This window comes from Campylobacter sp. RM16190, from assembly GCF_012978835.1.
Taxonomy (GTDB): Bacteria; Campylobacterota; Campylobacteria; order Campylobacterales; family Campylobacteraceae; genus Campylobacter_A.
In genome coordinates this window covers 16,864-41,163 of sequence record NZ_LIWS01000008.1, presented here as the reverse complement: position 1 = coordinate 41,163, position 24,300 = coordinate 16,864, and the positions used below count along the sequence as shown (strand labels likewise).

At 35.0% G+C, this 24,300-nt stretch carries 26 protein-coding genes and 1 tRNA gene; 15 read left to right on the top strand and 12 right to left on the bottom strand.

What is annotated here, in order from left to right:
- Positions 1 to 6 precede the first annotated feature (6 nt).
- From CDOM16190_RS08515 to CDOM16190_RS08485, 6 genes are all read right to left on the bottom strand, one after another.
- Positions 7 to 900, bottom strand: coding sequence for a TPM domain-containing protein (locus CDOM16190_RS08515; protein WP_170020111.1), 894 nt, complete (start codon positions 898 to 900; stop codon positions 7 to 9).
- On the bottom strand, positions 818 to 1,708 hold the full coding sequence (locus CDOM16190_RS08510) for a TPM domain-containing protein (protein ID WP_170020109.1): 891 nt from the start codon (positions 1,706 to 1,708) through the stop codon (positions 818 to 820). Before CDOM16190_RS08510 ends, CDOM16190_RS08515 begins: the two co-directional genes overlap by 83 nt.
- Before the next feature lie 74 nt (positions 1,709 to 1,782).
- The gene (locus tag CDOM16190_RS10580) at positions 1,783 to 2,661 is read right to left on the bottom strand and encodes a TPM domain-containing protein (protein WP_211437435.1); all 879 of its coding nucleotides are present in this window, start codon (positions 2,659 to 2,661) and stop codon (positions 1,783 to 1,785) included.
- Positions 2,662 to 2,679: 18 nt separating this feature from the next.
- Positions 2,680 to 3,270 carry a LemA family protein gene (locus CDOM16190_RS08495; protein ID WP_170020107.1) on the bottom strand — a complete coding sequence of 197 codons (591 nt, stop codon included), beginning with the start codon at positions 3,268 to 3,270 and terminating at the stop codon, positions 2,680 to 2,682.
- Between the two features lie 80 nt (positions 3,271 to 3,350).
- Positions 3,351 to 4,409 (bottom strand): tetratricopeptide repeat protein, encoded by a 1,059-nt coding sequence (locus CDOM16190_RS08490; RefSeq protein ID WP_170020105.1) that lies wholly within the window; start codon positions 4,407 to 4,409, stop codon positions 3,351 to 3,353.
- Between the two features lie 100 nt (positions 4,410 to 4,509).
- Positions 4,510 to 4,586 (bottom strand) — tRNA-Arg (locus CDOM16190_RS08485).
- A 242-nt stretch (positions 4,587 to 4,828) separates the two neighbouring features.
- On the opposite strand from CDOM16190_RS08485, the gene CDOM16190_RS08480 reads away from it, so the two are divergent.
- From CDOM16190_RS08480 to CDOM16190_RS08465, 4 genes are read left to right on the top strand one after another with little or no spacing between them, the layout of a single operon-like run.
- Positions 4,829 to 6,286, top strand: coding sequence for an acetyl-CoA carboxylase subunit A (locus CDOM16190_RS08480; RefSeq protein WP_170020103.1), 1,458 nt, complete (start codon positions 4,829 to 4,831; stop codon positions 6,284 to 6,286).
- Positions 6,287 to 6,472 carry a hypothetical protein gene (locus CDOM16190_RS08475; protein ID WP_169974559.1) on the top strand — a complete coding sequence of 62 codons (186 nt, stop codon included), beginning with the start codon at positions 6,287 to 6,289 and terminating at the stop codon, positions 6,470 to 6,472.
- Positions 6,469 to 7,191: an arginyltransferase gene (locus CDOM16190_RS08470; protein WP_170020101.1), complete on the top strand. Its 723-nt coding sequence runs from the start codon at positions 6,469 to 6,471 to the stop codon at positions 7,189 to 7,191. Before CDOM16190_RS08475 ends, CDOM16190_RS08470 begins: the two co-directional genes overlap by 4 nt.
- A 40-nt stretch (positions 7,192 to 7,231) precedes the next feature.
- Positions 7,232 to 8,056, top strand: a complete 825-nt coding sequence (locus CDOM16190_RS08465; protein ID WP_170020100.1) for an adenylosuccinate lyase — start codon at positions 7,232 to 7,234, stop codon at positions 8,054 to 8,056.
- Here CDOM16190_RS08465 and CDOM16190_RS08460 read toward each other — a convergent pair.
- The 6 genes from CDOM16190_RS08460 to CDOM16190_RS08435 are packed head-to-tail and all read right to left on the bottom strand — an operon-like array spanning position 8,053 to position 13,629.
- Positions 8,053 to 9,297: an RNA polymerase factor sigma-54 gene (locus CDOM16190_RS08460; protein ID WP_170020098.1), complete on the bottom strand. Its 1,245-nt coding sequence runs from the start codon at positions 9,295 to 9,297 to the stop codon at positions 8,053 to 8,055. The genes CDOM16190_RS08465 and CDOM16190_RS08460 overlap by 4 nt on opposite strands.
- 9 nt (positions 9,298 to 9,306) lie before the next feature.
- Positions 9,307 to 10,035 (bottom strand): LPS export ABC transporter ATP-binding protein, encoded by a 729-nt coding sequence (lptB, locus tag CDOM16190_RS08455; RefSeq protein WP_169974550.1) that lies wholly within the window; start codon positions 10,033 to 10,035, stop codon positions 9,307 to 9,309.
- Positions 10,028 to 10,432 carry a tRNA (adenosine(37)-N6)-threonylcarbamoyltransferase complex ATPase subunit type 1 TsaE gene (gene tsaE, locus CDOM16190_RS08450; RefSeq protein WP_170020096.1) on the bottom strand — a complete coding sequence of 135 codons (405 nt, stop codon included), beginning with the start codon at positions 10,430 to 10,432 and terminating at the stop codon, positions 10,028 to 10,030. The genes lptB and tsaE overlap by 8 nt, the downstream gene beginning before the upstream one ends.
- Positions 10,429 to 10,674 carry an RNA-binding S4 domain-containing protein gene (locus CDOM16190_RS08445; protein WP_170020094.1) on the bottom strand — a complete coding sequence of 82 codons (246 nt, stop codon included), beginning with the start codon at positions 10,672 to 10,674 and terminating at the stop codon, positions 10,429 to 10,431. The genes tsaE and CDOM16190_RS08445 overlap by 4 nt, the downstream gene beginning before the upstream one ends.
- 46 nt (positions 10,675 to 10,720) lie before the next feature.
- Positions 10,721 to 11,548, bottom strand: coding sequence for an alpha/beta hydrolase (locus CDOM16190_RS08440; protein ID WP_249934150.1), 828 nt, complete (start codon positions 11,546 to 11,548; stop codon positions 10,721 to 10,723).
- Positions 11,542 to 13,629: a TonB-dependent receptor domain-containing protein gene (locus tag CDOM16190_RS08435; protein ID WP_170020092.1), complete on the bottom strand. Its 2,088-nt coding sequence runs from the start codon at positions 13,627 to 13,629 to the stop codon at positions 11,542 to 11,544. The genes CDOM16190_RS08440 and CDOM16190_RS08435 overlap by 7 nt, the downstream gene beginning before the upstream one ends.
- Positions 13,630 to 13,806: 177 nt before the next feature.
- Here CDOM16190_RS08435 and CDOM16190_RS08430 point away from each other — a divergent pair, with 177 nt between their 5' ends.
- The 11 genes from CDOM16190_RS08430 (at position 13,807) to CDOM16190_RS08380 (ending at position 24,220) form a co-directional block, all read left to right on the top strand.
- The gene (locus CDOM16190_RS08430; protein WP_170020090.1) at positions 13,807 to 15,030 is read left to right on the top strand and encodes an argininosuccinate synthase; all 1,224 of its coding nucleotides are present in this window, start codon (positions 13,807 to 13,809) and stop codon (positions 15,028 to 15,030) included.
- 25 nt (positions 15,031 to 15,055) lie between these two features.
- Positions 15,056 to 15,502: a 50S ribosomal protein L9 gene (rplI, locus tag CDOM16190_RS08425; RefSeq protein WP_169974540.1), complete on the top strand. Its 447-nt coding sequence runs from the start codon at positions 15,056 to 15,058 to the stop codon at positions 15,500 to 15,502.
- Positions 15,502 to 16,035, top strand: a complete 534-nt coding sequence (hslV, locus tag CDOM16190_RS08420; RefSeq protein WP_169940748.1) for an ATP-dependent protease subunit HslV — start codon at positions 15,502 to 15,504, stop codon at positions 16,033 to 16,035. The genes rplI and hslV overlap by 1 nt, the downstream gene beginning before the upstream one ends.
- 9 nt (positions 16,036 to 16,044) lie before the next feature.
- A complete protein-coding gene (gene hslU, locus CDOM16190_RS08415) occupies positions 16,045 to 17,367 on the top strand; it encodes an ATP-dependent protease ATPase subunit HslU (RefSeq protein ID WP_170020088.1) in 1,323 nt (440 codons plus the stop codon).
- Positions 17,364 to 18,233, top strand: coding sequence for a GTPase Era (gene era / locus CDOM16190_RS08410; RefSeq protein ID WP_170020086.1), 870 nt, complete (start codon positions 17,364 to 17,366; stop codon positions 18,231 to 18,233). Before hslU ends, era begins: the two co-directional genes overlap by 4 nt.
- Positions 18,234 to 18,294: 61 nt before the next feature.
- Positions 18,295 to 19,806, top strand: a complete 1,512-nt coding sequence (locus tag CDOM16190_RS08405; protein ID WP_170020084.1) for a hypothetical protein — start codon at positions 18,295 to 18,297, stop codon at positions 19,804 to 19,806.
- Positions 19,806 to 20,453: a type 4a pilus biogenesis protein PilO gene (locus CDOM16190_RS08400; protein ID WP_170020082.1), complete on the top strand. Its 648-nt coding sequence runs from the start codon at positions 19,806 to 19,808 to the stop codon at positions 20,451 to 20,453. The genes CDOM16190_RS08405 and CDOM16190_RS08400 overlap by 1 nt, the downstream gene beginning before the upstream one ends.
- Positions 20,435 to 20,938, top strand: a complete 504-nt coding sequence (locus CDOM16190_RS08395) for a hypothetical protein (protein ID WP_170020080.1) — start codon at positions 20,435 to 20,437, stop codon at positions 20,936 to 20,938. The genes CDOM16190_RS08400 and CDOM16190_RS08395 overlap by 19 nt, the downstream gene beginning before the upstream one ends.
- The gene (gene mshL / locus CDOM16190_RS08390; protein WP_170020078.1) at positions 20,916 to 22,532 is read left to right on the top strand and encodes a pilus (MSHA type) biogenesis protein MshL; all 1,617 of its coding nucleotides are present in this window, start codon (positions 20,916 to 20,918) and stop codon (positions 22,530 to 22,532) included. The genes CDOM16190_RS08395 and mshL overlap by 23 nt, the downstream gene beginning before the upstream one ends.
- Positions 22,519 to 23,340, top strand: coding sequence for an ATP-binding protein (locus tag CDOM16190_RS08385; RefSeq protein WP_170020076.1), 822 nt, complete (start codon positions 22,519 to 22,521; stop codon positions 23,338 to 23,340). Before mshL ends, CDOM16190_RS08385 begins: the two co-directional genes overlap by 14 nt.
- Positions 23,333 to 24,220: a transformation system protein gene (locus CDOM16190_RS08380; protein ID WP_169974522.1), complete on the top strand. Its 888-nt coding sequence runs from the start codon at positions 23,333 to 23,335 to the stop codon at positions 24,218 to 24,220. Before CDOM16190_RS08385 ends, CDOM16190_RS08380 begins: the two co-directional genes overlap by 8 nt.
- The last annotated feature ends 80 nt before the right edge of the window (positions 24,221 to 24,300 follow it).

Below are 24,300 nucleotides of genomic sequence, written 5' to 3'. Positions count from 1 at the left end.
AAGCTCTTAAGCCTCTTTTGCCTTCTTTATACCAAACAAAGAGTTTAAAAAGCCCAAATTTACGTATCTGCTGCCATCCTCTCTCATCTCTATACGCATAGTTAAAAGTGTAAATACAAAGACGATGCCAAAAAATAAAAAAGAAGGCAAGCCGTAAGACAAGGCTTTCATTAAAAATACGGTTAGCATGCCTGAGAGCACAGAAGACATACCGACTTGAGTCAAAAAAAGAAGATTAAACTTATAACTCACAATCCATAAAACAAGCCCTCCAAATATCGAGATCGCAAGCATAGCGATAGTAGCATCTTCATAAGGATGGGTTGTGTAGTCATTGCTCTTATCATCATCCATAAATTCTAAAGTCTTGATGACTCCTAGCTTAAAAGCGCCGTCGATATTTCTTTCGCTCAGTTTAGCCTCTATAATATCTGATGTTATCGAATCGCCTTTAAGCCAGTCGCCATTCGTAACGATAATCGCTCTTGAATTTAGATAGTCTCGCGAGTCGTAAGATACAACCAAAACAGCCGTCTTATCGTCTATATTCCAGTGTTTTGCAAGATTTTGAGCGTAAGAAGTGATGTACTCTTCTTTTTTTAGTTTTACCGCAACCACTATGAGTTTGTTGCCGTATTTAGACTCATGCTCACTTATCCTCCTGCTAAGATCGCTCCTAGCAACTTCATTTAACAGACCTGATTTATCTATGACAGCGCCTGAAAGCTCGGGGAAATTTGACTGAGCAAAGACAAAGCTAAAAACAACCATTAAAGATATCAAAATTTTATTCATAACAACCTCTTTTATACTAACTCTACCACTTGCCGCTGGCTCCGCCGCCGCCAAAGCTTCCGCCTCCACCGCTAGCGCCACTGCCGCTACTGCCTTCGCTTTCAACGAAGTACTTATAGCTATCGACTCCTTCTTTCCAGCCGTATATTAATTTTTCATCAGGTGTATTCATAATCTCTTTTAGTACATAAGGAAAAACGGCTACTATACTTACTAAAATGGCTAATGTTTTATATATTATAGGATCTATCGGTGCGCTGATAATAGCTCCGACAAAGCCTCCTAGCATAATCGAGCCAACTATGCTAGAGCCCACATCGCCTATAACTCTGCGTCCGCTTAGCCTACCTATAAATATAAAAATAGAACAAGACGCTATCAAAAAGGCGATAACTAGCAAAACATTATCCACAAATGCTTGCTCTTTTACTACATCGTTGCTTGCATCTTCATCCGTAAAGTCTAAAATTCTGGCAACGCCTTCTAACACTCCCTCTTCAAAATCACCGCTTTTAAAATTCGGGATTATTACCTTTTCTATTATACTCTTGCTTGCGGCATCGGTTAAAACTCCTTCAAGTCCGTATCCAACCTCTATGCGCACCTCTTTTTCATTTGGAGCTACTACCAACAAAACTCCGTTATCTTTATCCTTTTGCCCGATCTCCCATTTTCTTGCAAGCGCTAAAGAGTAACTTTCTATGGAGTAGTTGTGAAGCGATTTTAGGGTTACGACTACGATTTGATTGGTAGTTGCTTTTTCGTGGGCTTCAAGTGTAGCTGTTAAGCTATCTTTTGTGCCTTTGGTTAGTATATTTGCCTCATCCACAACCCTGCCCGTAAACTCAGGAAGTGAAATTTCAGCCGAAAAGAGTGACATAAAAGCTAGTAAAACAAATAATATCTTTCTCATAATAACCTTGTTTTTTGGGTCAAATTTGTAGCTAATTGCAAATTTGACCTATATTTTGTGTAAATTTTATAAATTTACCACCTACCGCTGGCTCCGCCACCGCCAAAGCTTCCACCGCCGCCGCTAAAGCCGCCTCCTCTACTTCCACCGCTAAATCCGCCGCTACTGCCGCCCGCATAGCCGCCGCTCTTTAAAAGTCCTCTTGGCATCTTTCTTATGCTGTTAAAGACAAATATAAAAATTGCCACTGTTACAACCGCAGCTACTATTATAGAAAGCATAACGGAACCGGTAAATGCACTGACAAGAACTCCTATAAAAAATCCTAGCAAACTAGACACTAACACAGAAGTAGCAATGTCGCTCACAATCCTATACTTAATTAACTTGCTAATAAAAACTAGGATAAGCGAGCCTCCTACCATACTAGCAAATAGAGTAAAAAACATATCTTCCATAGGATCTGTCACATAATTATTATTAGCATCATTGTCTATAAAATCAAGTATTTTATAAGTTGCTTGCAATACTCCTTGATCTACATCTGAATTTTTAAATTTCGGAACAATAATCCTTTGTATTATACTGCTAGCCGTTGCATCTGTTAAAGAGCCTTCAAGCCCATATCCTACTTCTATACGAACCTCTCTTTCATTTGGAGCAACGACAAGTAACACACCGTTATTTTTATCTTTTTGACCGATACCCCAATGTCTTCCAAGCTTTAAAGAGTAAGACTCTATATCTTGACCCTGTAAAGAGTTTACCGTAACTACTACAACTTGATTTGTAGTGTTTTTTTCATGGTTTGCAAGAATTTCTGTGAGCTTATCTTTTGTCTCTTGTTTTAAAATTCCGGCTTCATCTACTACTCTGCCTGTAAGCTCAGGGAATTTTATATCCGCAGCAAAAATAGTTACGGATATAAATAAGAGGGTTAAAATTTTTTTCATAATAGCTCCTTTGGGTTGCTATTTAAACGAAACTTCCGGTGTCTTTTGCTCGCTTTCACTAGCCTCAAAAGTCTCTTTTATCTTAGCGTCAGGATGAAAAATTTGTGCTACAAATTTACCAGGAAAAGTTCTTAGCACTAAATTATACTCCTTAACTGCAGCAATATAGTCCATTCTAGCTACGGCGATGCGGTTTTCAGTGCCCTCAAGCTGAGACTGAAGAGCTAAGAAATTTTGATCGGCTTTTAACTGCGGATAGTTTTCACTAATAGCCATAAGTCTTCCAAGTGCTCCACCGAGAGTTTTTTGAGCCTCTTCAAATTCTTTAAGCTTTCTTGGATCCTCAATAGTACTAGCATCTATCTTCATCTGCGAAACTTTACTTCTAGCCTCTGTAACCTCAGCAAATACACCCTTTTCGTGAGCCGCATATCCTTGCACCGTGTTAACTAAATTCGGTATAAGATCGGCACGCCTCTTATACTGGTTTTGTACCTGCGACCACTTCTCTTTGGTTGTCTCGTCAAGTGTCGGAACTTGATTGTAATACTTTAAGAAAATTCCTCCGAAAATCGCAACTACGACTAAAAATCCTGCTAATCCTTTCATCTTAAACCTTTCTTAGTGATTTTATTTTTACTTTTGCTTCACTTACTCACAAACACTACAAATGCGAGCTACCAATGATTTTAAAAATTCGCCAACTCATCGCAGCCTGTTTTATTTCCCAAATCGCAACCTAACTTAAAGTATTTTTTAGCTTCAGCCTCATTTTTTTCGATTAAACCACCTTTTAAATACAAAAACCCTAGTCCCGTGCAGCCTGCGGCAAGTTTATATTCGCAAGACTTTACAAAATACTCAACAGCCTTAGGATCCTTTTGTGCTGCATACGCAAAGCCTAAATTTCTGCATGCTTCGCCACTTCCACCATCGCAAGCCACCGCCATAAATTCAGGACTATTAATGACCTTGCAAGCATCTTTGGATTTACCGCTTGCGCAAGCCTTGCTAATAAAATTATAAGCTTTTAGTATATCTTTTTTCCCGTATTGATCGTCTTTATATATAATCCCTAAAACCAAGCAATCTTGAGGTCTTTCTCCTTCGCAAAGAGACTCTAAAACTTTAATGGCCTTTTCCACATTTTGGCTCACGCCTTTGCCCTCTCTATAAGAATATGCCAAATTTCGGCAAGATAGCCCGTGGTTTTTCTTGCAACCTTGCTCCCATAGTTCAAAGCTTTTTTTGTAATCATTAGCGCCGAAGTAAAAATTACCTAAATCATTGCAACCGTCAAGATCGCCAAGATCGCAAGATTTTTGCGCGAAAAATTTCTCTTTGCTTATTTTGTAAGCCTTATTGCATGATACGGAGTCGCCGCCTTCACATGCGGTTACATATCTGGAAAAATCAGAACCTTCCTGAACTTGTCCTCCGCCACTATCTTTTCCGACTTTAGAGCAGCAATCGCTTCTGCCTGTTTTATCGCAGCATTTTTGATAGGCTTGTTGGGCTAAAGACTGATCTTTTTTTACTTTTCCACCAAAGCCGAATTCATAAATTTTACCCGCCTCGTAGCAAGCCAAATCGTTATTTTTATTAAAACAACTGGCGTGAAAAAACTGAATCGCACTTACCATATCGCCTTTATTTCTTGCATTAACTCCATTGGCGTAATCTTGCCCCGCTTGCACGAAAGAAAAACCTAGGCATATCGCTAAAGCCGAAAAAATAAGCCTTTTCATAAAATCTCCTTAAGATAAATTTAAATACAAGGCTATTATATCGTAATGCTACTATTATGTTTATAAAATATTTAATGATTGTATAAAATTTTTAAGAAAATGGTGCGCTCGAAGGAATTCGAATCCCTGACCTTTTGAACCGCAATCAAATGCTCTATCCAGCTGAGCTACGAGCGCACAATATAATTAAGTAAGGCTCGAAGTATAACCAAACCTTTCTTAAATCTTTCATAAATTTCTAAAAAGCCCTTATAAATTTACAAATTTCACCATAAAGTCTTAAATTTTATAAAATTTAATCATCAATAAAAAATCTTTATGCTATCGTTATAAAGTTTAAATTTAAGATCACAAATTTCATAAAAAATATTTTGAGATAATTGAATTATGATAAAAAGTCGTAAGATTAAGGAAAAGAAGTGATACATAAAATTCTAATCGCCAACCGTGGTGAAATAGCCGTACGAATTATTCGCGCCTGCAAAGACCTACACATCAAAAACGTAGCCATCTACACAAAGCCCGATCAAGACTGCCTTCACGTAAAAGTTGCCGACGAAGCTTATCAGATAGGTATAGATCCGATCAAAGGCTATCTTGATGCAAAGCGCATCGTAGAGGTCGCAAAGGCATGCGGAGCGGACGCTATACACCCAGGATATGGATTTTTAAGTGAAAATTACGAATTTGCAAAAGAGGTGCAAGACGCTGGGCTCATATTTATCGGTCCAAATGCGGACGTGATACGCAAAATGGGTAATAAAAACATAGCTCGCTATCTAATGAATAAAAACGGAATTCCCGTAGTTCCTGGCACTGAAAAGCTAAATAACGAAACCATGGAAGACATCAAGCTTTTTGCCGAAAAGATCGGCTATCCCGTTATATTAAAAGCAAGTGGGGGCGGGGGCGGAAGAGGAATTCGCGTCGTGTGGAAAGAAGAAGAGCTTGAAAGTAGCTTTGAAAGCTGCAAACGCGAAGCTAAGGCGTTTTTTAATAACGATGAAGTATTTATGGAAAAATACGTCATCAATCCGCGCCACATCGAATTTCAAATAGTGGGCGATAAATACGGCAATATCATTCACTTAGCCGAGCGTGACTGCTCCATACAGCGCAGACACCAAAAAATTTTAGAGATCGCGCCAAGTCCGAGTATAAGCGAAAATTTACGTAAAAGCATGGGTGTTACTGCGGTTGCTGCTGCAAAAGCGGTTAATTATACAAATGCAGGAACGGTTGAGTTTTTACTTGATGATTACAATAACTTCTATTTTATGGAGATGAATACAAGAATTCAAGTCGAGCACGGCGTAACCGAAGAGATAACGGGTGTTGATCTTATAGTGATGCAAATAAGAATAGCCGCAGGCGGCATACTTCATATGCAACAAAGCGATGTCGTTACTCAAGGCTTTGCCATAGAAGCTCGTATCACGGCTGAGGACGCGTGGCAAAATTTCATCCCAAGCCCGGGGCGAATTTCAGGCTACTACCCCGCTCTTGGCCCTAGCGTGCGCGTGGATAGTCATCTTTACAAAGACTATCAAATTCCGCCGTTTTACGATAGTTTGCTTGCAAAGCTTATCGTTCGTGCGACAAGCTACGATCTAGCGGTAAATAAGCTAAAACGCGCGCTAGATGAATTTACCATAGAAGGCGACGTAAAAACGACGATCCCGTTTTTGCTAAGCATTAGCAAGGAGCGTGACTTTAGACGTGGATTTTTTGATACTTCATACACAGAAACCAAGATGCCGTCATTGCTTGAAAATATGAAAACAAAAGATAATGAGAGCAATGAAGAGGTAATAGCTGCAATAACTGTGGCAATCCAAAAAGTAAAAGAGAATAGAAAGCTAAAAGAGGAACTTTAAATGAATGATTTTTTCGATAGTTTAAAAGATATAAAAAAAGAGATGATAAAAGAACTCGGCGAGACACCTAAAAAAGAGGTTAAAAAGCATGTCGTGAGCAAAGAAGAGGCTATCGCTCACAAAGAGCAAGCACTTCGCGATGAATTTATGAAATACGTAAAAGATAGCGACATAAGGAAGATATGATAATCCCGTTTTCCACGCTTCCAAGTCTATGCCCATACCTTAAGGATAGAGACTCAAGGATGGAGTATAGTTATATAAGTGATTGTGATTTTGATACAAATGACGCGATGGTAAAACATGGCTTTAGGAGATTTGGCAGATATTTTTCTAAGCCAAATTGTAATAACTGCCAAGAGTGCGTCAGTATAAGAGTTGATGCTCAAAATTTTAAATTTAGTAAATCCGTTCGCAGAACAATTAAAAAAAATACAAATACTTCTATATTTATTTCAGATCCGATTGTAGACGAAGAGCATCTAAGACTGTATAAAAAATATCATAAATTTATGGAAAAAAAGAGAGAGTGGAAGTATTACGAACTTGACCTAGTAAAATACTATGATCTTTATGTAGCCGGATATGGAGATTTTGGCAAAGAGATCTCTTACTATGTAGATAAAAGGCTTGTCGGAGTTGACCTTATAGATATTATAAAGGGTGGAATTTCATCAATTTATTTTTACTACGATCCTGATTTTGCCTATCTATCTTTAGGAAAATTTTCTATATACCAGCAAATTTATCTAGCATTAAGACTAAATTTGCGTTGGATATACTTAGGATATTATGTCAAAAACTGCCCTAGCTTGGTATATAAAAATGAATATAAGCCTTATGAAGGTTTGAAAGAATATGTAAATCTTGATAAAGAGCCTATCTGGGAGAGTCTGGAACGCTAATTGCTTTTTATTAAAAATAGCCAATTTTGGAGATATTTTAATGAATATAAGGCAAACTTTAGAATCTTTAAGCATCGAAACAAGCGACGGCATACTTTTTTCCGAACTTCAAGCAATGATGAAAAAAAATTTCACTAAGACTCTTGGAAAAAAGGATAAGATTATCTCATTTTACGATGAAAATGAGATAATTCAGAGAAAATATTTTTTTAAATTTATTACTAAAATTTATAACCAAACACATAAAGACGAGCTAAATATCAAATTTGCAGAATACATAACAATCAAACTACTGTATAAGCAAGAAAATTCTCTGAAAATTACCATCTTTGCAGATATCGAATTTGTAGATAACGAGGCAAGATTTAGATTTGATAGATCAAACGCTTTATTTATAAGCTATATTGCTCAAAAATTTAAAAAATCTCAAATTTTTATAAATGACGATCAAAATTACCTTATCATAAAAATAGCCAATGCGAACGAAACATCAGGATTTGATGAACTCTTTGATAAAAGTGAACATATGAGATTTTGCACATATTTTAGATACGACAAAGATAAATTTATAAAATTTAAACGTGAAGCCAATATTCAAAATTCACAAAAATTTGTTCGCAGATTCTCAGCCTTAGCAGACTTATTTTCAGAACATTTTAAAACACTTGAATGTGGGCAAAATAGTGATTTTGAAAGTGTTAGAAGCAGATATCTTGAGCTTGTCAAAATTTATCATCCAGACCGTCATACACAAAAGTCTGAAAAAATAAAAAAAGAATATAGAGAAAAATTTGAAAAAATTCAAAACGCTTACGAGAGCTTAAAACCGTATTTTAAAGAGCAAGAGATATTTGTAAGTGCCTAGCCTTGCATCATATATATTCTTTTTCTTTCGCTAGAGCTACCTATATTTAAGGCTTTTCTATACTTTGTGATAGTTCTTCTTACCATAGTTACACCAAATTTTGATTGTATGAGCTCTAAAATTTTAAGATCGCTTAGAGGCTTTTGCGGATTTTCGTTTTTCACAATATCAGTCACAAAATCCTTAATTGTGGAATTTGAGACTTCTTCATCAATAGCTGCGGAAAAAAAGCTTTTTATAGGCACCAAGCCTCGCGAACACTGCAGATATTTATTTGAGATCGCCCTAGAAATAGTGGATGGATTCCTGCCAAGATCATCGGCAATATCTTTTAGCTTCATTGGCTTCATATCTCCACCGAAAAAATAATCATATTGATATTCTACTATCATTAAAGCTATTTTTCTAAGAGTTGCTTTGCGCATATCAAGGGCATCTACAAGATCTTTTGCTTCTTTTATACGACTACTTACAAACTCATTTTTAGTATCAAGACCTTCTGTATCAAGTAAAATTTCAGGGTAAAATTCATCATTTATACCTATCTCTATTCCGGCACTGCCACTACTTATAAAAATATCTGGAATTTTTGCTACTTGATCGCTTAAATACTCAATTGCAGGAGGATTTTTAAACTTACGCACTATAGCAATAGCCTCATCATACCTGTTGATTTTAGTAATCCTGTCTAAATTTTCAAAATTTTCTATTATAAATTTAGCACTCTTGTATAGCTCGTCATCAAGCTCAAATTCATTAAGCTGAAACAAAAAACTCTCTTTATAATCATACGCCCCTACACCACACGGCTCAAGATAGGCAAATCTGCTCCTAACGCGCTCCACTTCATCTCTATCAAACCCTGTAAAAATTTCATCATTCCACTCAAAATATCCCTCGTCGCTAAGGCACTCTACTATCTTTTTTGCGATATCTTGAGATTTTTTCGTAGGGAAAAGAGGTTTATCTATTTGAGATATTAGCTTATCATACAAACTCTCTTTAAAAATAGTATAAGTTTCAATACTGTCACTAACTGAATTTTTAGAAATTTCAGTAAAGTAGTTCTTTTTAAAATAGTTTTGACTTCTATGTTCTATAGTTACAAATGGATTGTCTGCGACAAATGGCTCCAGCGTCTCTTTTAACTCTTCAATGCTTGAACTAAGTATAGGAAGCCAGCTTCTAAGAGTGGCAGATAACTTACCTTTTAAGGCAAGCGACTCTGTTTGACGCAACATATCATAAACTTATTCTAAAAGCCTAAATTCTTCGCCAAGATAATGGGTCTTAACGAGTTTATCGTTAGCCACCTCTTTGGCATTTCCAAAAGCCAATAAAGAACCGTCTTTTATAACATACGCTCTATCGCAAATCGCCAAAGTTTCACGCACATTATGATCGGTTATTAATACGCCTATTCCCAAATTTTTAAGATCTCTTACTATATTTTGAATATCAAAGACGGCTATAGGATCAACTCCAGCGAAAGGCTCGTCAAGAAGTAAAAATTTAGGCGTTATCATCAGGCTTCTTGCTATCTCACAGCGCCTTCTCTCACCTCCGCTTAGGCTCACTCCCTTTCTTAGACGAATCGGCTCAATATTTAGCAGATTTAACATTTCATTGACTTTTTTTTCTATGATATCACTGTCTTTGTATAAAATTTCAGCACCAAGAAGCAGATTCTCTTCTACGCTTAGATCTTTAAATATGCTTGATTCTTGAGGCAGATACCCTATGCCCATCTGTGCGCGTTTATGAAGCGGAACATTTGTAATATCGACATCATCAAGCAGTATATTTCCGCTACTTGGAGTAATTAATCCACAAATCATATAAAAAGTTGTCGTCTTGCCGGCCCCATTTGGACCAAGCAGACCCACAACTTCTCCGCTTTTTACCTCAAGAGAGATTCCTTTAATTATATTTGATTTTTTAATAGTTTTTTTTAGCTCTTTTATCTCAAGTTTATGCACCGAAAACCTCGTATTTGCGCCCTCTTTCATGAGGTGTAATTAAAATTTTAACATAAGCGATATTAAATTTTTTAAGCATATCCTCAAGCTCATCATCACCCCACTCTACTAAGTGTAGCCCTTCTTCAAAAAAATTTTCAAATAGTCCGTTTTTTAAAATTCCTTCAAATCCATTTTGAAAAATATCATAGTGAAATACGTTATTTTCATATCCTTGCATAACAGAAAAAGTAGGAGAAGTGACATCAGAATCTATACCGCGAGCCTTGGCGATAGCTTTTACTAAAGTAGTTTTGCCACTAGCCAGATCGCCTTTTAATATTATAACTCCCTCTTGTGGGAGAATTTTAGTAATCTCGTCAAGCTCGTTTAAATTCAGAATAAATTCTCTCTTCATAACTCTTTTACATACTCGCTTTGGGCTGATTTTGGGATACTTTTTGTAACAGGGATGGCTAAAACCTCGTAGCTTACTTCTTTGGCTAGAAATTTGATCGTGATCTTGTCACCTATCTTAATCTCCTTGGCAGGCTTTGCTACGACTCCGTTTATGCTTACTACGCCACTTTTACACATATCTTCACTGACCGCACGGCGCTTTGTAATGTTTACTGTATTTAAAAATTTATCTACTCTCATTGTAAGATTTTATCCAAAAATCTCTTAAACACAAGAGTAGATATGGTTATTTGTCGTAGTATTTTAAAAGATCTTGCAAATTTAGCGGTATCACACTACCATGAGTCTGGTTTTTGTAAATTTTAAATCTATATGAAATATTACTATTTCTTAAAATTTCAGCCAAATTGCTAGCCTTCAATAAGCCTTCTTTATCAGTTTTTCCGGCTCTTTTTTCAAGCTCTCCTATGCTTAAATTTACAAATTTAGCCTTTATTTTATCTCTAAATTTACCATTTAAAACAGCTTCTTTTAAAATAAGCGAATCTCCCCACCATAAAGATGGAGAGGCTATAAAGAAATCATCAAACAACTCTTCATTTTTAAGCATAGCAAACAGAGTAAAAAGTCCGCCAAAAGAGTGTCCATAAAGTGTCTTTTGACTCTCTTTTGTGTCAAATTTAAACTCAACAAAGGGCATTAAAATCTCTTTTATAAATTTATAAAATAGATCAGCTCCTCCGCCTTTGACAAATTCGTCACCAAGAGTCTTTGGGGTATAGTCTCTTGTGCGTCTTTTCCTATCATAGGCTAAATTTGTATCGTATCCTATAGCTATTATGAGAGGTGGCTCTTTAGTCGGCCTATATAAATTTAAAATCATAGGAAACTGTGCATTGGCATCAAGCATATAAATAACATTTTTATAGCTCTTTTTACCTTTTGGAATAGCCTGAAATATCCGATAATTTTCACCATTGTTAGCTTTTAAATTTGAAATTTCAATGTCGAAATAATTATAGACAAAGCCCTTTATGGGCTTTACATTTTGATTCGGCGCACCAGCTAAAAAACCAAATCCTAACATAATGTATAAAAATACTCTAACTACCATTTTGCATTAATCTTAAACAAAAATCTTCTTCCCTCTTCAGGATACCAGTAGTAATTGCCATCATCAGCCAAGCCCTCATCATATCTAACATTGTCAAATATATTGTAGGCGGTAAAATTTAAAGATAGATTATCATTTATGCTCCAATTCACACCGATATCCGCAGTAAATAGCTTTTTATTATTTTCGCTTACCTTATTTCCGGGACCAAATTTTACGCTAGTTAGCTCACTTTCGTAGTTTGCTCCTATAAATGTCGAAACCTTATTAATTGGTTCATAAGTGATAATCATATTGGCCTTATGCTGAGGAGTTGCTGTTAAAGACTTACCATCCAGCCTAGAAAGCGTTGTTTGATCGAAGCTAACATCGCCTTTAGGTGTACTTATAATAGGATTGCCGGTTTTTATTTTGGAGTTGTTGTATGTGTATGATGCACTTAAATTTAGCTTTTGGTTTATATCGTAATCGCCGCCAAGCTCAATACCCCAAACATCGGCTCCGTCTATATTAAAATAGGTTCCCCATCCTGGACATTTTACATGAGGTGCTCCTGTGCAACCCTCGTATGCGGGAATTTTGTTTAGATTGCTTCCATCAGTATCTAAAATTTTATTTTTAAACTCGTTTTTAAACAAAGTTACATTTGCACGAAAGTCGCTACCGTTATCGTAATGAGTAGCGATCTCATAAGTGGTACTCTTTTCAGGCTTTAAATCTTTATTTCCAAAATCAACTATTCTCCATCCACCCTGAATAGTTCCCACCTCAGGCGAAATTTGATTTATATTAGGACTTTTATACCCGGTTGCCACTCCGCCTTTTATAGTCCAGTTATCGTTGATATTATAAACTGCATAAATTCTAGGAGAGAAGTGACTACCAAAATACTGGTTATGAGTCCATCTTCCACCAAAAGTCAAATACAAACTATCCATTAAAATCTCCCACTCATCCTCTAAAAATAGAGCGTGCTCTTTCATAGAGTATTCGGCAGGATTTTTAAGTCCAGATTTTAATGCGTTTGAAACTATAAAAGTAGTCTCAACAGCTTGCTTACTAAAATCATATCCAAATGTCAAGGTATGAGAGTCCAAAAAGGTACTAAATTTAGAATTAAAATTATTATTTTTTACGGTCGCAGGTGCAAGGCTATCAAACAGACTTGTTCTCTGAGTCTGATCATAGATATAGCTTATATCAGCATTTAAAATATTAAAATCGCCAACATACCCCAAGCCATAGCTATATCTATCATAATCATAGTTATTTATAAGCTTGTTTGTTTTTAAAGTAGCCGTTTTGCCTACCGTTCTTGAGTAATCATGCATATCTTTTGAACCTAGCAAATAAAATTTATTATGCTCATCGGGGGTTATCCAAATTTTAGCACTTAAACTCTTTTTATCGCTTCGCTGATATCCGCCTTTATACTCATCTTCATCTCTTAGTTTCTTATATCCCCAAAGTTGAACAGCTAACTTATCATCTAAAATAGGCGCATTTAGATAAAAATCCATCTGTCTATGATCGCCTATTCCATCGTGATTTTGTAAAAGATATGAAAATCCTACCGATCCGCTAAATTTATTAGCACTCTTTTTTGTTATTATATTTATAACTCCACCTACTGCATCACTTCCATATAGCGAACTCATAGGACCTCTTATTATCTCTACTCGCTCTATCGCATCGACAGGAGGAATGAAATTGGAGTTCATATCACCTGCCCCACCCTTTGGATTGGCAGCACTAGAACTTACTCTTTTCCCGTCTATTAGTATTAATGTTTGAGAGCTTTCCATGCCTCTTATCGAAATTCCGCTAGCAGGACCATCTTCTCCTCCCACCATACTAACTCCAGGAGTCTTATTTGCTATATTGTGCAAAGATTTAAAGACTCCTTGAGACAATTTTTTATTATCAATCACAGAGACACTTGCCGGAGCCTCTTTTATATCTTGCTCAAATCCTCCGGCAGTTACTACTACTTGATCAAGCTGAATTAATTCCGCTCCAAGCAGATAAGAAGAACTAGCAATGCAAGCAAAAGCTGCTGCGGTCTTTTTAATTTTAAGCATACAAACCTCCATTTTAGAATATATTCCAGTGAGAAAATAGTAACTAATTTGTAATAAATTTAATATTAATTATCATTATATTACGGAGCGGTTGATAGTTTTTATTTACTCAAATATTTAGTAAAAATTAATTAAATTTAGCTAAAATTACAAATCTAATTTTCAAAGGATTTTATGATGAAAAAAGATGTTAAAAAGGTTGTTTTGGCATACTCAGGCGGTCTTGACACAAGCATTATTTTAAAATGGCTTCAAGATGAGTACAAATGCGAAGTTATAACTTTTACCGCCGATATCGGTCAAGGCGAAGAACTTGAGCCTGCAAGAGTAAAAGCGCTTGAACTTGGCATAAAACCTGAAAATATCTTTATAGAAGATTTGAAAGAGGAATTTGTAAGAGATTTTGTATTTCCGATGTTTAGAGCAAACGCCATCTATGAGGGCGAATATCTGCTTGGTACATCCATCGCTCGACCGCTTATAGCAAAAAGACAAGCAGAGATAGCGGCAAGTATAGGAGCCGATGGAGTAAGTCACGGCGCAACAGGAAAAGGAAACGATCAAGTTAGATTTGAGCTTGGATACTACGCCATAGGAGATAATCTTACTATAATTGCTCCTTGGAGAGAGTGGGATCTAAACAGTAGAGAAAAACTACTAGCTTATGCGGAAAAAAACGGTATCAAGATAGAAAAAAAACCGGGCAAAAGTCCATACTCTATGGATGCAAATTTACTCCACATAAGCTATGAAGGCTTAGTGCTTGAAAATCCAGCCAATGCACCAGAAAAAGATATGTGGAGATGGACAGTCGATCCGAAAAACGCACCAAATGAGAGCGAAATCATAGAGATAGGATACGAAAAAGGCGATCCCGTAAGCATAAACGGCAAGAGATTAAGTCCTGCGGAAATTTTGGCCGAGCTTAACCGCCTTGGTGCAAAACACGGTATAGGAAGACTTGATATAGTAGAAAATCGCTCGGTAGGCATGAAATCTCGCGGTTGCTACGAAACTCCGGGCGGGACGATAATGCTAAAGGCTCACCGAGCCATAGAGAGTATAACTCTTGACAGAGGAGCCGCTCACCTTAAAGACGAACTCATGCCAAAATACGCCGAATTAATCTACAACGGATACTGGTTTTCGCCTGAGCGAATAATGCTTCAAGCGCTAATAGACAAAAGCCAAGAAAACGTAAATGGAAGCGTAAAAGTCGAGCTATACAAAGGAAATGTAATCATACTAGGCAGAGACAGCAAGAACGATAATCTCTTTAGTGAAGCGTTTTGTACATTCGAAGAAGATAACGTTTATGATCAAAAAGATGCCGACGGGTTTATAAAGCTAAATGCGTTAAGGTTTATTATAGGGCGCAAAAACGGGCGTAAATTTAACTAAAATTTAAATTAAATAAGGATAAGCAATGAAAGTATTACTGATAAAAGACGTAAAATCTCTTGGCAAAGCAGGAGAGATAAAAGAGGTAAAAGACGGCTATGGAAACAACTTCTTAATAGGCAGAGGCCTAGCAAAAGCTGCAACTCCTGATGTGCTTCGCCAATATGAAGCGGCTCAAAAAAGGAAGGCAGAAGAGCTAAAATACGAACTTGCGAATTTAGAAACCCTAAAAGAGCAACTTGAAAATATAAAGCTGGTTATCAAAAAACCGCTTGGCGCTAACGGCTCGCTGTTTGGTGCCGTTACAAAAGACGAGATCGCTCACGCCCTTGAAGAAAAGCACAATCTAGCCATAGACAAAAAGAGCTTTGATACCGACGGACATATAAAATCAACAGGAATTTTTGACGTAGATGTGAAGTTAGGACATGGAATTCACGCCAAGCTTAAGCTAGAAGTCGAGGGCGAATAGTGTTTCATGCAACAACCATACTAGCCTACAAAGGCAAAAATAAATCCGTGATCGGTGGAGACGGGCAAGTAAGCTTTGGCAACACGGTTCTTAAAGCAAATGCCGTTAAAATTCGCAAAATTCATAACGGCAAGGTTCTAGCGGGCTTTGCAGGAAGCACTGCCGATGCGTTTAATCTATTTGATATGTTTGAAAACAACCTAGAGCACGCTAAAGGCGATCTACTAAAGGCTGTGATAGAATTTAGCAAAGAGTGGCGTAAAGATAAGTATCTACGCAAACTTGAAGCGATGATGCTAGTGCTAAATCGCGATAAAATTTTTCTGCTAAGCGGCACGGGCGATGTTGTCGAGCCTGAAGACGGCAAGATAGCAGCCATAGGAAGCGGAGGAAATTTCGCACTTTGTGCAGCAAGAGCACTTGATAAATTTGCACAAATTGACGAAGAAGAGCTTGTAAAAGAGAGCTTAAAAATAGCAGGAGAAGTCTGCATATACACAAATACAAATATAAAAACTTATGTTTTAGAATAAAGAGAGAGTATGAATTTAACCCCAAAAGAGATAGTGAAATTTTTAGATGATTATGTAATCGGTCAAAAAGACGCTAAAAAAATCATAGCAATTGCACTTAGAAACAGATATCGCAGAATGAAGCTTGAAAAATCGATGCAAGATGACATTGTACCTAAAAATATACTTATGATAGGCTCAACGGGCGTCGGTAAAACCGAGATAGCACGTCGTCTTTCAAAGATGATGGGCTTGCCTTTTATCAAAGTAGAGGCAAGCAAATACACCGAAGTTGGTTTTGTCGGGCGCGATGTGGAGTCTATGGTAAGAGATCTGGTTGCGGCTGCTATAAGTCTTGTAAAAACCGAATTTAGAGAGAAAAATCAAGATAAAATCGACGAGTACGTAGAGGATAAGATCATAAAAAAGCTTCTTCCGCCGCTTCCAACCGGAGCAAGCGAAGAGAAAAAGGTTGATTATGAAAGAAGTTATGAGAAGATGAAAACAAGGCTTAAAAACGGAGACCTTGACGATCTAAACATCGAGATCGAGATCACGCAAAGTAGCTTTGACGCGGGAGCTAATGTGCCACCCGACATGGCTCAAATGCAAGAGAGTTTTGTAAAAATCATAGGATTAAGCAACAAAACCGTAAAAAAAGAGATGAAAGTAAAAGACGCTAAAGAGGCTCTTAAAAACGAAGCTAGCGATAAAATTTTAGATATGGAAAGTATCAAGGCTGAAGCTTTAAGAAGGGCTGAAAACGAAGGTATCATCTTTATCGATGAGATTGATAAAGTCGCCGTTAATTCCGGAAATTCAAGTAGGCAAGATCCAAGTAAAGAGGGGGTTCAAAGAGATCTTTTGCCTATAGTTGAAGGCTCAACCGTAACTACAAAATTTGGCGTTATAAAGACAGATCATATACTTTTTATCGCAGCGGGTGCGTTTCATATAAGTAAGCCAAGCGATCTGATACCTGAGCTTCAAGGAAGATTTCCGCTTAGAGTCGAGCTAAGCAGTCTTGACGAGGATGCGCTTTATCAAATTTTGACACAGCCAAAACATTCGCTTTTAAAACAATATGAAGCGCTTTTAAAAACCGAAAATGTCGAGCTTAAATTTCAAGATGAAGCTATAAGAGCCATAGCCAAAATAGCCCAAAATGCAAATGAGAAGATGGAAGATATCGGCGCAAGAAGACTTCACACGGTAATCGAGCGAGTTATAGAAGATATAAGCTTTGAGGCTAGCGAAAATAGCGGAAAAACTATAGAGATTGATAAAGCGCTTGTGGAAGACAGGCTGGGAGATATAATAAAAGATCAAGATCTAGCAAGATACATACTATGAAATCAGGCTTTGTAAGCATAATCGGCAGAACAAACGCGGGCAAAAGCTCACTACTAAACTGCCTACTCAATGAAAAAATCACAATCGTTTCACACAAACAAAACGCGACAAGGCGCAAGATAAGCGGTATCGTGATGAACTGTGAAGATCAGATAATCTTTACCGACACACCAGGACTTCACGAGAGTGATAAAACGCTAAACAAACTAATGATAAACGAAGCTATAAAATCAATGAGCGATTGTGACGTGATTGTATTTTTATCCTCGGTTCATGACTCAACGCAGGAGTATGAGAAATTTTTAAATTTAAAGCCTGCGGTGCCTCATATCTTGGTTTTAACAAAGGTTGATGAAGTTTCAAATGATAAAATTTTAGAAAAAATATCTGCATACTCCAAATTCCAAGATAAATTCGTAGCCTTACTGCCTTTCAGTATAAAAAAACAGACTTACAAAAAGCCTCTGCTGGATGAAATTTGCAAGCTTTTGCCTGAGCATGAGTACTTTTACGATCCGGAGTTTTTAACACCCACTAACGAAAAAGAAATTTATAAAGAATTTATACTTGAGGCGATATATGATAATTTAAGTGATGAGCTACCCTACTCTACCGATGTGATCATAGATAAAATTAAAGAAAAAAGTGAAATTATAGAAATTTTTGCCTCAATAATAACCGATAAAGAGATACATAAATCAATGATTATTGGAAAAAATGGCGAAACAATTAAGAGAATCGGAATAAATTCACGAAAAACGATATCAAAATTAACAGATAAAAAAATATTTTTAAAACTTATAGTAATTGTTAAAAAAGACTGGCACAAGGATGGAAAAATCATAAACAAAATAAATAACTATTGATTTTTAATTTGTTTTTTATTAAAATGGTAAGTGTTATTTTATATTTTAAAGTGATTGCAATATGCCAAACAAAAACAAAAATAAGAAAAGTGGGAGCGGTATAGTATCTATAGATGCATATACCCAAAATTCATATATATTTTTAAACAACGAATTCTCAGAATGTAATATAGAAAAAGTAAATAAAAATAGTTTTTTTATATCTTACTTAAAATATAAAGAATTGATGATAGGCTCGGTAGAGATACCTGGTGGAAGCGAGGATGCAGATATTCCAGATCTCATTACAATTAAAGCCTATGAAGAATTTGACTTAGATACATCCAAAGAATATAAAATCACATATAGCGAACTTGAGCACACTGGCTCTGAAAATAGAATTTTTAACCTTTTTGTAATAGAAAATGCAATAATAAACCAAATATTTTCTCCAATAGCAAGAAGAGTCTCTTATATAGACTATATTGTAGCTGCTCCGCTTATGTTTGCAGCTCCGTATAAAAAGAACCTTCTGTCGTCACAAAACATAGATGCATTTTTGGTTATGCAAAATGACGATGCTTTCATATCTGTATATAAAAACGGCGATTATCTACAGTCAAGACCACTAAGATACTCTATAAAAACAATTAACGATAAGTTTTCTGCACTGCGTGAAAACAGAGTTGACGAGCTTGAATTTGAAAAAATTCTAAAAGACACTGAAGATGATAGAGATAAAGAGTTTTTATCTCAAATTTTTGATGAAATTTCATACTATATAAGTGATGTTTTAAATAGCTTAAGTAGAATTTATGGTATAAAAATTCAAAATTTATTTGTATTAAGCGATATTGATATAAGTAAATTTTACAACTCTTTAGAGAGCAAGATAGGCATACCTGTAAATTCTTTTGATCTTAAGATATCTATAAACACAAAAGAGGTTCAAGTAACTGGCTTTCATGCTCTTATGTCTGTATTTGCACAAGACTACAAAGAAACAAATGATAACAATTTTAACTTTTCTCTATTTTTAAGACCACCGCCACTATTCAAAAGAAATAGTGGAAAATTGATTCTATATATAGCGGCTGGATTTTTATTAGCATTTTTATATCCATCATATCAATACATATATGGCTTTATTACAGAACAAAACACTAATATGCTAACAGATGAGTACAATATAGCCCATGCGGAAAAAGTAAGGATAGAGTCTGCATTGACAAGACTGGCCAACGAATATCAAAATACAAAAAAAGTTTTTGATGAAGAGAACGAGAAGATAGACTTTAGAAAGAGCCTATTAACTGAAATTTATGATAAAAAAGCAAACTATCCTATGAAAAGTATAGTTCTTTATGAGCTTACAAAACTTATTAGCGAAAAAGATATAAAGGTTGGTAAAGTTGTAAATACGGATAAAAATATGACTATAATGCTACTTAGTCAAAATGAAAAACAACTAACTGAATTTATCGAAAATGTAAGCAAGCAGGTGAAATACTCTATAACAACACAAGAGATTATTTTTGACCCAAACAAGCAAAATTCGATGTACGAAAGTAACGTCACGGTAAAGATAAAATAATGAAAAAAGATAATATTCTAGTAAAAATAGACACTTATTTTGATAGTAAAAAGGATAGTGAAGTATCTATGATGCTTCTTGGAACACTTGTTATAGTAGCTTTTTTAACATACCTAATTACATGGGATCCTGCTCAACAATATTATGAAACAACATTGAGTCAAAATGAAGAAATATCAAGAAAGCTTAATGATACAAATAACTATTTAGCTTCTGTTACTGTAAACGGGGATATGAATTTTAAAATAAAAGAGCAGCAAAACAGACTAAATTCTTTAAACAAAGAGCTAGACACAGCAAAATTTACAAACCAATACTTTGACAATAAATTGCAAGAATTATCATATCTTCTTTTTAACGAACAAAATTGGGCTAAATTTTTAGATAGCTTGGCATTTTTAGCTAATAAAAATAGCGTTAAAATAACAAAAATTTCAAATGAGTTTAAAAATCCTACTCCAAAAAAAATAGAACAGGTGCTTGATATAAAAATAGACCTTGAAGGCAGTTTTAAGGATATTGTAGGCTATATAAATTCTATTGAAGAATCCGATTTAGTTGTAGATGTTAATCATATGGATATTAATTCTACCAAAAAAGACCTAATAGGAACTGTTGGTATCTATGTATGGGGGATGAAATATTAATGAAATTTTATAAAATAATACTACTTACTTCTGTGTCTTTTTATATTGCTCTTGCAAATAACTCAACTCAGGAGAAGCCTAATATTGAGCAAACACAGGGGCAAATTCAAAAGATTCTTGCTCAAGACAATGAGACAAAAAATTCTGACATTCAAGAGTATGACAAGATGTTTCAGTCAATAAATACGCCCAGAAAAGGTCTTAACGAAACCAATATAAACAAACTACAAGATCCTTTTTTGGTACCAAAAAGGTCAAAAATTATACATGATGACAATGCTAGTTCCGGAGAAGCTCTCGGCTTGCATGCTATATTTAATGATAGAGCAAAAATTAATAATAAATGGTATAAAGTCGGCGAAAAAGTAGGAGATTATACACTTAAAAAAATAAAGGCATCAAGTGTGATGCTAGTAAATAAAGATCAAAATTTAGAACTAAATATTACAAAAGGAAGAAATAATGTTGGTATTAAGATTAAATAAATTTATAGCCATAATAGCTTTAATTCTTTTTTCAACATATCCGGCTTTGGCTAAGGATAGTTGCGATAAAAGAATTTTTAACTTAAAAATAAGCGAACAGGTATCCATACAAGAAATCTTAACGCAACTTTCTGATATATGCCATTTTAGCGTTATCACAAAAGACCAATTCGCCAAAAATGCAATAAACGAAGAGATATCGGGAATCAACATAAAAGATATGACTCTTAATGAAATTTTCAATATATTGTTACATGAAAAAAATATATACCATACCTTTGATAAAGGAATATTAAGAATTTCTGCACTGCAAACAAAAACATTTAAAATTGATTATATAACATCTATTAGAGAGGGTGCTGCTATTACTAAAGCATCTGTAGATTCTGCGCCTATTGAAGTAGGAAATGATCAGGATGACGGCGATGTTTCAGATATTACAAAAGGTGGCGGAAAGCTAGATAACGTAATCAGAAGTATTGAAAGATTCGATTTTTGGGAAAAACTTGATTCTGAAATCAAAGCCATATTAAATAACACCACAGAGAGTATTGTAGCCCCGGATCCTATAATAAATGCTAACGCGGGACTTGTTACAGTTACAGGAACCGCTGCTCAAATAAAAAGAGTATCAGAATATATTGATGATCTTCAAAAAAGATTAAAAAAACAAGTACTTATAGATGTATCTATAATATCTGTTGATCTATCGAATAGTTACACAAAGGGAGTTGATTGGAGCAAATTTAATATAGGTTTTAAGACGGGTCTTTTTAATAGATTTATACCTATAAGCATGGAAGAAACAATAGAAAAAGACTCCAGTGGCAATCCTATTGTAGTGCCAAAATTTAAATATGGAACAACTCCCGGAAATACAATACATTGGTCAAGCAGAAATATTGATCAAGGAAATTTAAGAGGGGGATTGTCTCAAAATCTAAATCTAATACCCGGATTTACTTTCAATCTGGATGGGGTAATCAACTTCCTTGAAGTAAATGGAAAGACAAAGATAGTATCAAGTCCAAAGATAGCTACTCTTAATAATCAACAAGCCCTTATCTCTGTTGGAGATAACATAAACTACAGAGTCCAAGAAGAGAGTACAAACAACAACGCATTAAGCGGAAAGACAACTGTAACTTACAAACAATACTCAGTTTTTATAGGAATTTTACTAAATTTACTTCCTGAAGTTTCTGACGATAATAAGATTATGCTAAGAATCAATCCTTCATTAAGTAGCTTTAAATACAACGAGGACGACACAAGACAGACTACTACTATAAGAGAGATAGCTCCGGATACTATCCAAAAGAAACTTTCAACAGTAGTTCACGTAAATAGCGGAGATACAATAGTTCTTGGTGGGCTAATAGCTCAAACCAAAGGCAAAGAAAACACAAAAGTACCTTTCTTGGGTGATATTCCAGTTGTTGGAAATGCATTTAAAAGCACAAAAGATCAACTTAGAACAACAGAGCTTGTGTTTATAATAACACCTAGAATCATAGATATATCATCACCTACTCCAGTAAAACAAACTCTTAAAGATTTAGGATTTTCAAGGTCAACATATGAGCAGCAATAGATATACTATAATAAAAAATTTGTTTACCGAAGATAGCAATGAAAACGAGTATATACATTTAGATAAATCTGTTGCGGCATATAAAAAGATTATGAACCTTATAGAAAAACCTGTAAAGCTTATAGTGTTTTATGGAAAACCTGGCGGCGGAAAAACTTTTTTATTAAAAAAGATAGTAAAAGATCTTAAAGATCGAGATGATATCATATTTTTTTCTTATCCTTTTTTTAATGAATCTGAATTTATGAGTTCTCTCTATGAAGCAATATTCAAAGAAGAACCGAAAGACAAAGTAGAGACATATGAGCAGTTCGTTAAAATTTGCAATACAAAATTTGACGAGAATAATAAAAAAATATTTACAGTATTTTTAGATGAAGCTCAACTCTATCCTGAAATTTTAATAGAAAAAATCAGACTCCTTTCAGATAGTGGATTTTTTAGATTTATATTTACTGTTCGCAAAACGGATAATGGAGATATATTGACAAAGGACTATTTTCAGGCTAGAATTTGGGAGAGTATAGATATAGGTTCTATTGATATTAATGATATGAGAGTTTATTTGGAAAGTAAATTACAGGCTAAAAAATTTGATTATCAATTTTTAAAATTTACAGACGAGCAATTTGAATTAATAAGTCGATTAATCAAAGGTAGCCTAACAATGCTTAATAAGTTGATGTTTAACTTTTTTGAGCTCTATGAATATTTTGAAGAAAATCAACCAACCGTTATTAGTACTGATACTATGAATACTAAAATTTTAGAGATGTCTGCCATCAGATCGGAGCTTATAAATGCTTGAAGTACAAGAGATATTAGAACTTGAAAGAAAATGGAGAGTTTATGATAAACAAAGAAAAAGTAGCAAAGGCAATAGAGATAAAAAATATCAAACCTATATGCTTGTAGCACTACTTGCCGCATCTGTAACTACCGCCTCGCTTGTATTTTTTTATTTTGAAGATATGTCTATAAATATTGCAAAAAATAGCTCTTCGACATACGAGATAAAAAATACCACAATAAATCAAACAAAGCCATCAGAAGTTATAATAAAAGATACTCTACCTGCCACAGACAACAATACATTAAATGTTGGCAGCAAAACAGATAATGAGTCTACCGTAGAGACCAATGATATTAATGACATACAACAATCCTTGGCAAAAAATGATCTTGATCAAACAACTCAGGAGTTAAAAGCTACTGATCAAGACACAATAGAAATGGCATCAGGCGAAATGACTGGAATAAGAAAACAGGTTATACTTAGCGCACCTACAGAAGAGACCATAAATTTAAATGCAGAAAACGTTAGTCTTAAGAATGATAACTCTATAGATAGCCAAAAGGTATTTAAATTTGAGATACAATCATCGAATTTAGATATATCTGTAGATGAGTTAAAAACAAAATTTGATAAGTCAAACAGCTCTGATTTAGCTGTGCTTATAGCTAAAAAATACTATGATATAGAGGATTATAAAAATAGTGAAAAATGGGCTCTAATAGCAAATGAGCTAAATAGCGAAAATGAAGAGAGTTGGGTAATTTTTGCGAAGTCCAAGTATAATTTAGGGCAAAAATATGATGCAGTTAAGGTACTTAGAATTTACAACGACAAAGCAAACTCAAAAGAGATTGAAGATTTAATAAAACATATTGAAAGTAACGCTATATAAAATTTGTATTTTACCGTTAATCAAGTTTAATAATTTTTTATAAATTTGATTATATATTAAGGAGTATTAGCATAGTGTAT

Coding starts and splice junctions, on each gene's coding strand:
- CDOM16190_RS10580 (WP_211437435.1), bottom strand. CDS start 2,661: ATGAAAAAAATTTTAACCCTCTTATTTATATCCGTAACTATTTTTGCT.
- CDOM16190_RS08435 (WP_170020092.1), bottom strand. CDS start 13,629: ATGCTTAAAATTAAAAAGACCGCAGCAGCTTTTGCTTGCATTGCTAGT.
- mshL (WP_170020078.1), top strand. CDS start 20,916: ATGTTGGTATTAAGATTAAATAAATTTATAGCCATAATAGCTTTAATT.
- CDOM16190_RS08405 (WP_170020084.1), top strand. CDS start 18,295: ATGCCAAACAAAAACAAAAATAAGAAAAGTGGGAGCGGTATAGTATCT.
- tsaE (WP_170020096.1), bottom strand. CDS start 10,432: ATGAAGAGAGAATTTATTCTGAATTTAAACGAGCTTGACGAGATTACT.
- CDOM16190_RS08445 (WP_170020094.1), bottom strand. CDS start 10,674: ATGAGAGTAGATAAATTTTTAAATACAGTAAACATTACAAAGCGCCGT.
- rplI (WP_169974540.1), top strand. CDS start 15,056: ATGAAAGTATTACTGATAAAAGACGTAAAATCTCTTGGCAAAGCAGGA.
- hslU (WP_170020088.1), top strand. CDS start 16,045: ATGAATTTAACCCCAAAAGAGATAGTGAAATTTTTAGATGATTATGTA.
- era (WP_170020086.1), top strand. CDS start 17,364: ATGAAATCAGGCTTTGTAAGCATAATCGGCAGAACAAACGCGGGCAAA.
- CDOM16190_RS08380 (WP_169974522.1), top strand. CDS start 23,333: ATGCTTGAAGTACAAGAGATATTAGAACTTGAAAGAAAATGGAGAGTT.
- CDOM16190_RS08430 (WP_170020090.1), top strand. CDS start 13,807: ATGAAAAAAGATGTTAAAAAGGTTGTTTTGGCATACTCAGGCGGTCTT.
- CDOM16190_RS08465 (WP_170020100.1), top strand. CDS start 7,232: ATGAATATAAGGCAAACTTTAGAATCTTTAAGCATCGAAACAAGCGAC.
- CDOM16190_RS08385 (WP_170020076.1), top strand. CDS start 22,519: ATGAGCAGCAATAGATATACTATAATAAAAAATTTGTTTACCGAAGAT.
- CDOM16190_RS08400 (WP_170020082.1), top strand. CDS start 19,806: ATGAAAAAAGATAATATTCTAGTAAAAATAGACACTTATTTTGATAGT.
- CDOM16190_RS08475 (WP_169974559.1), top strand. CDS start 6,287: ATGAATGATTTTTTCGATAGTTTAAAAGATATAAAAAAAGAGATGATA.
- CDOM16190_RS08495 (WP_170020107.1), bottom strand. CDS start 3,270: ATGAAAGGATTAGCAGGATTTTTAGTCGTAGTTGCGATTTTCGGAGGA.
- CDOM16190_RS08470 (WP_170020101.1), top strand. CDS start 6,469: ATGATAATCCCGTTTTCCACGCTTCCAAGTCTATGCCCATACCTTAAG.
- CDOM16190_RS08490 (WP_170020105.1), bottom strand. CDS start 4,409: ATGAAAAGGCTTATTTTTTCGGCTTTAGCGATATGCCTAGGTTTTTCT.
- CDOM16190_RS08395 (WP_170020080.1), top strand. CDS start 20,435: ATGGGGGATGAAATATTAATGAAATTTTATAAAATAATACTACTTACT.
- CDOM16190_RS08510 (WP_170020109.1), bottom strand. CDS start 1,708: ATGAGAAAGATATTATTTGTTTTACTAGCTTTTATGTCACTCTTTTCG.
- CDOM16190_RS08440 (WP_249934150.1), bottom strand. CDS start 11,548: ATGGTAGTTAGAGTATTTTTATACATTATGTTAGGATTTGGTTTTTTA.
- CDOM16190_RS08460 (WP_170020098.1), bottom strand. CDS start 9,297: ATGTTGCGTCAAACAGAGTCGCTTGCCTTAAAAGGTAAGTTATCTGCC.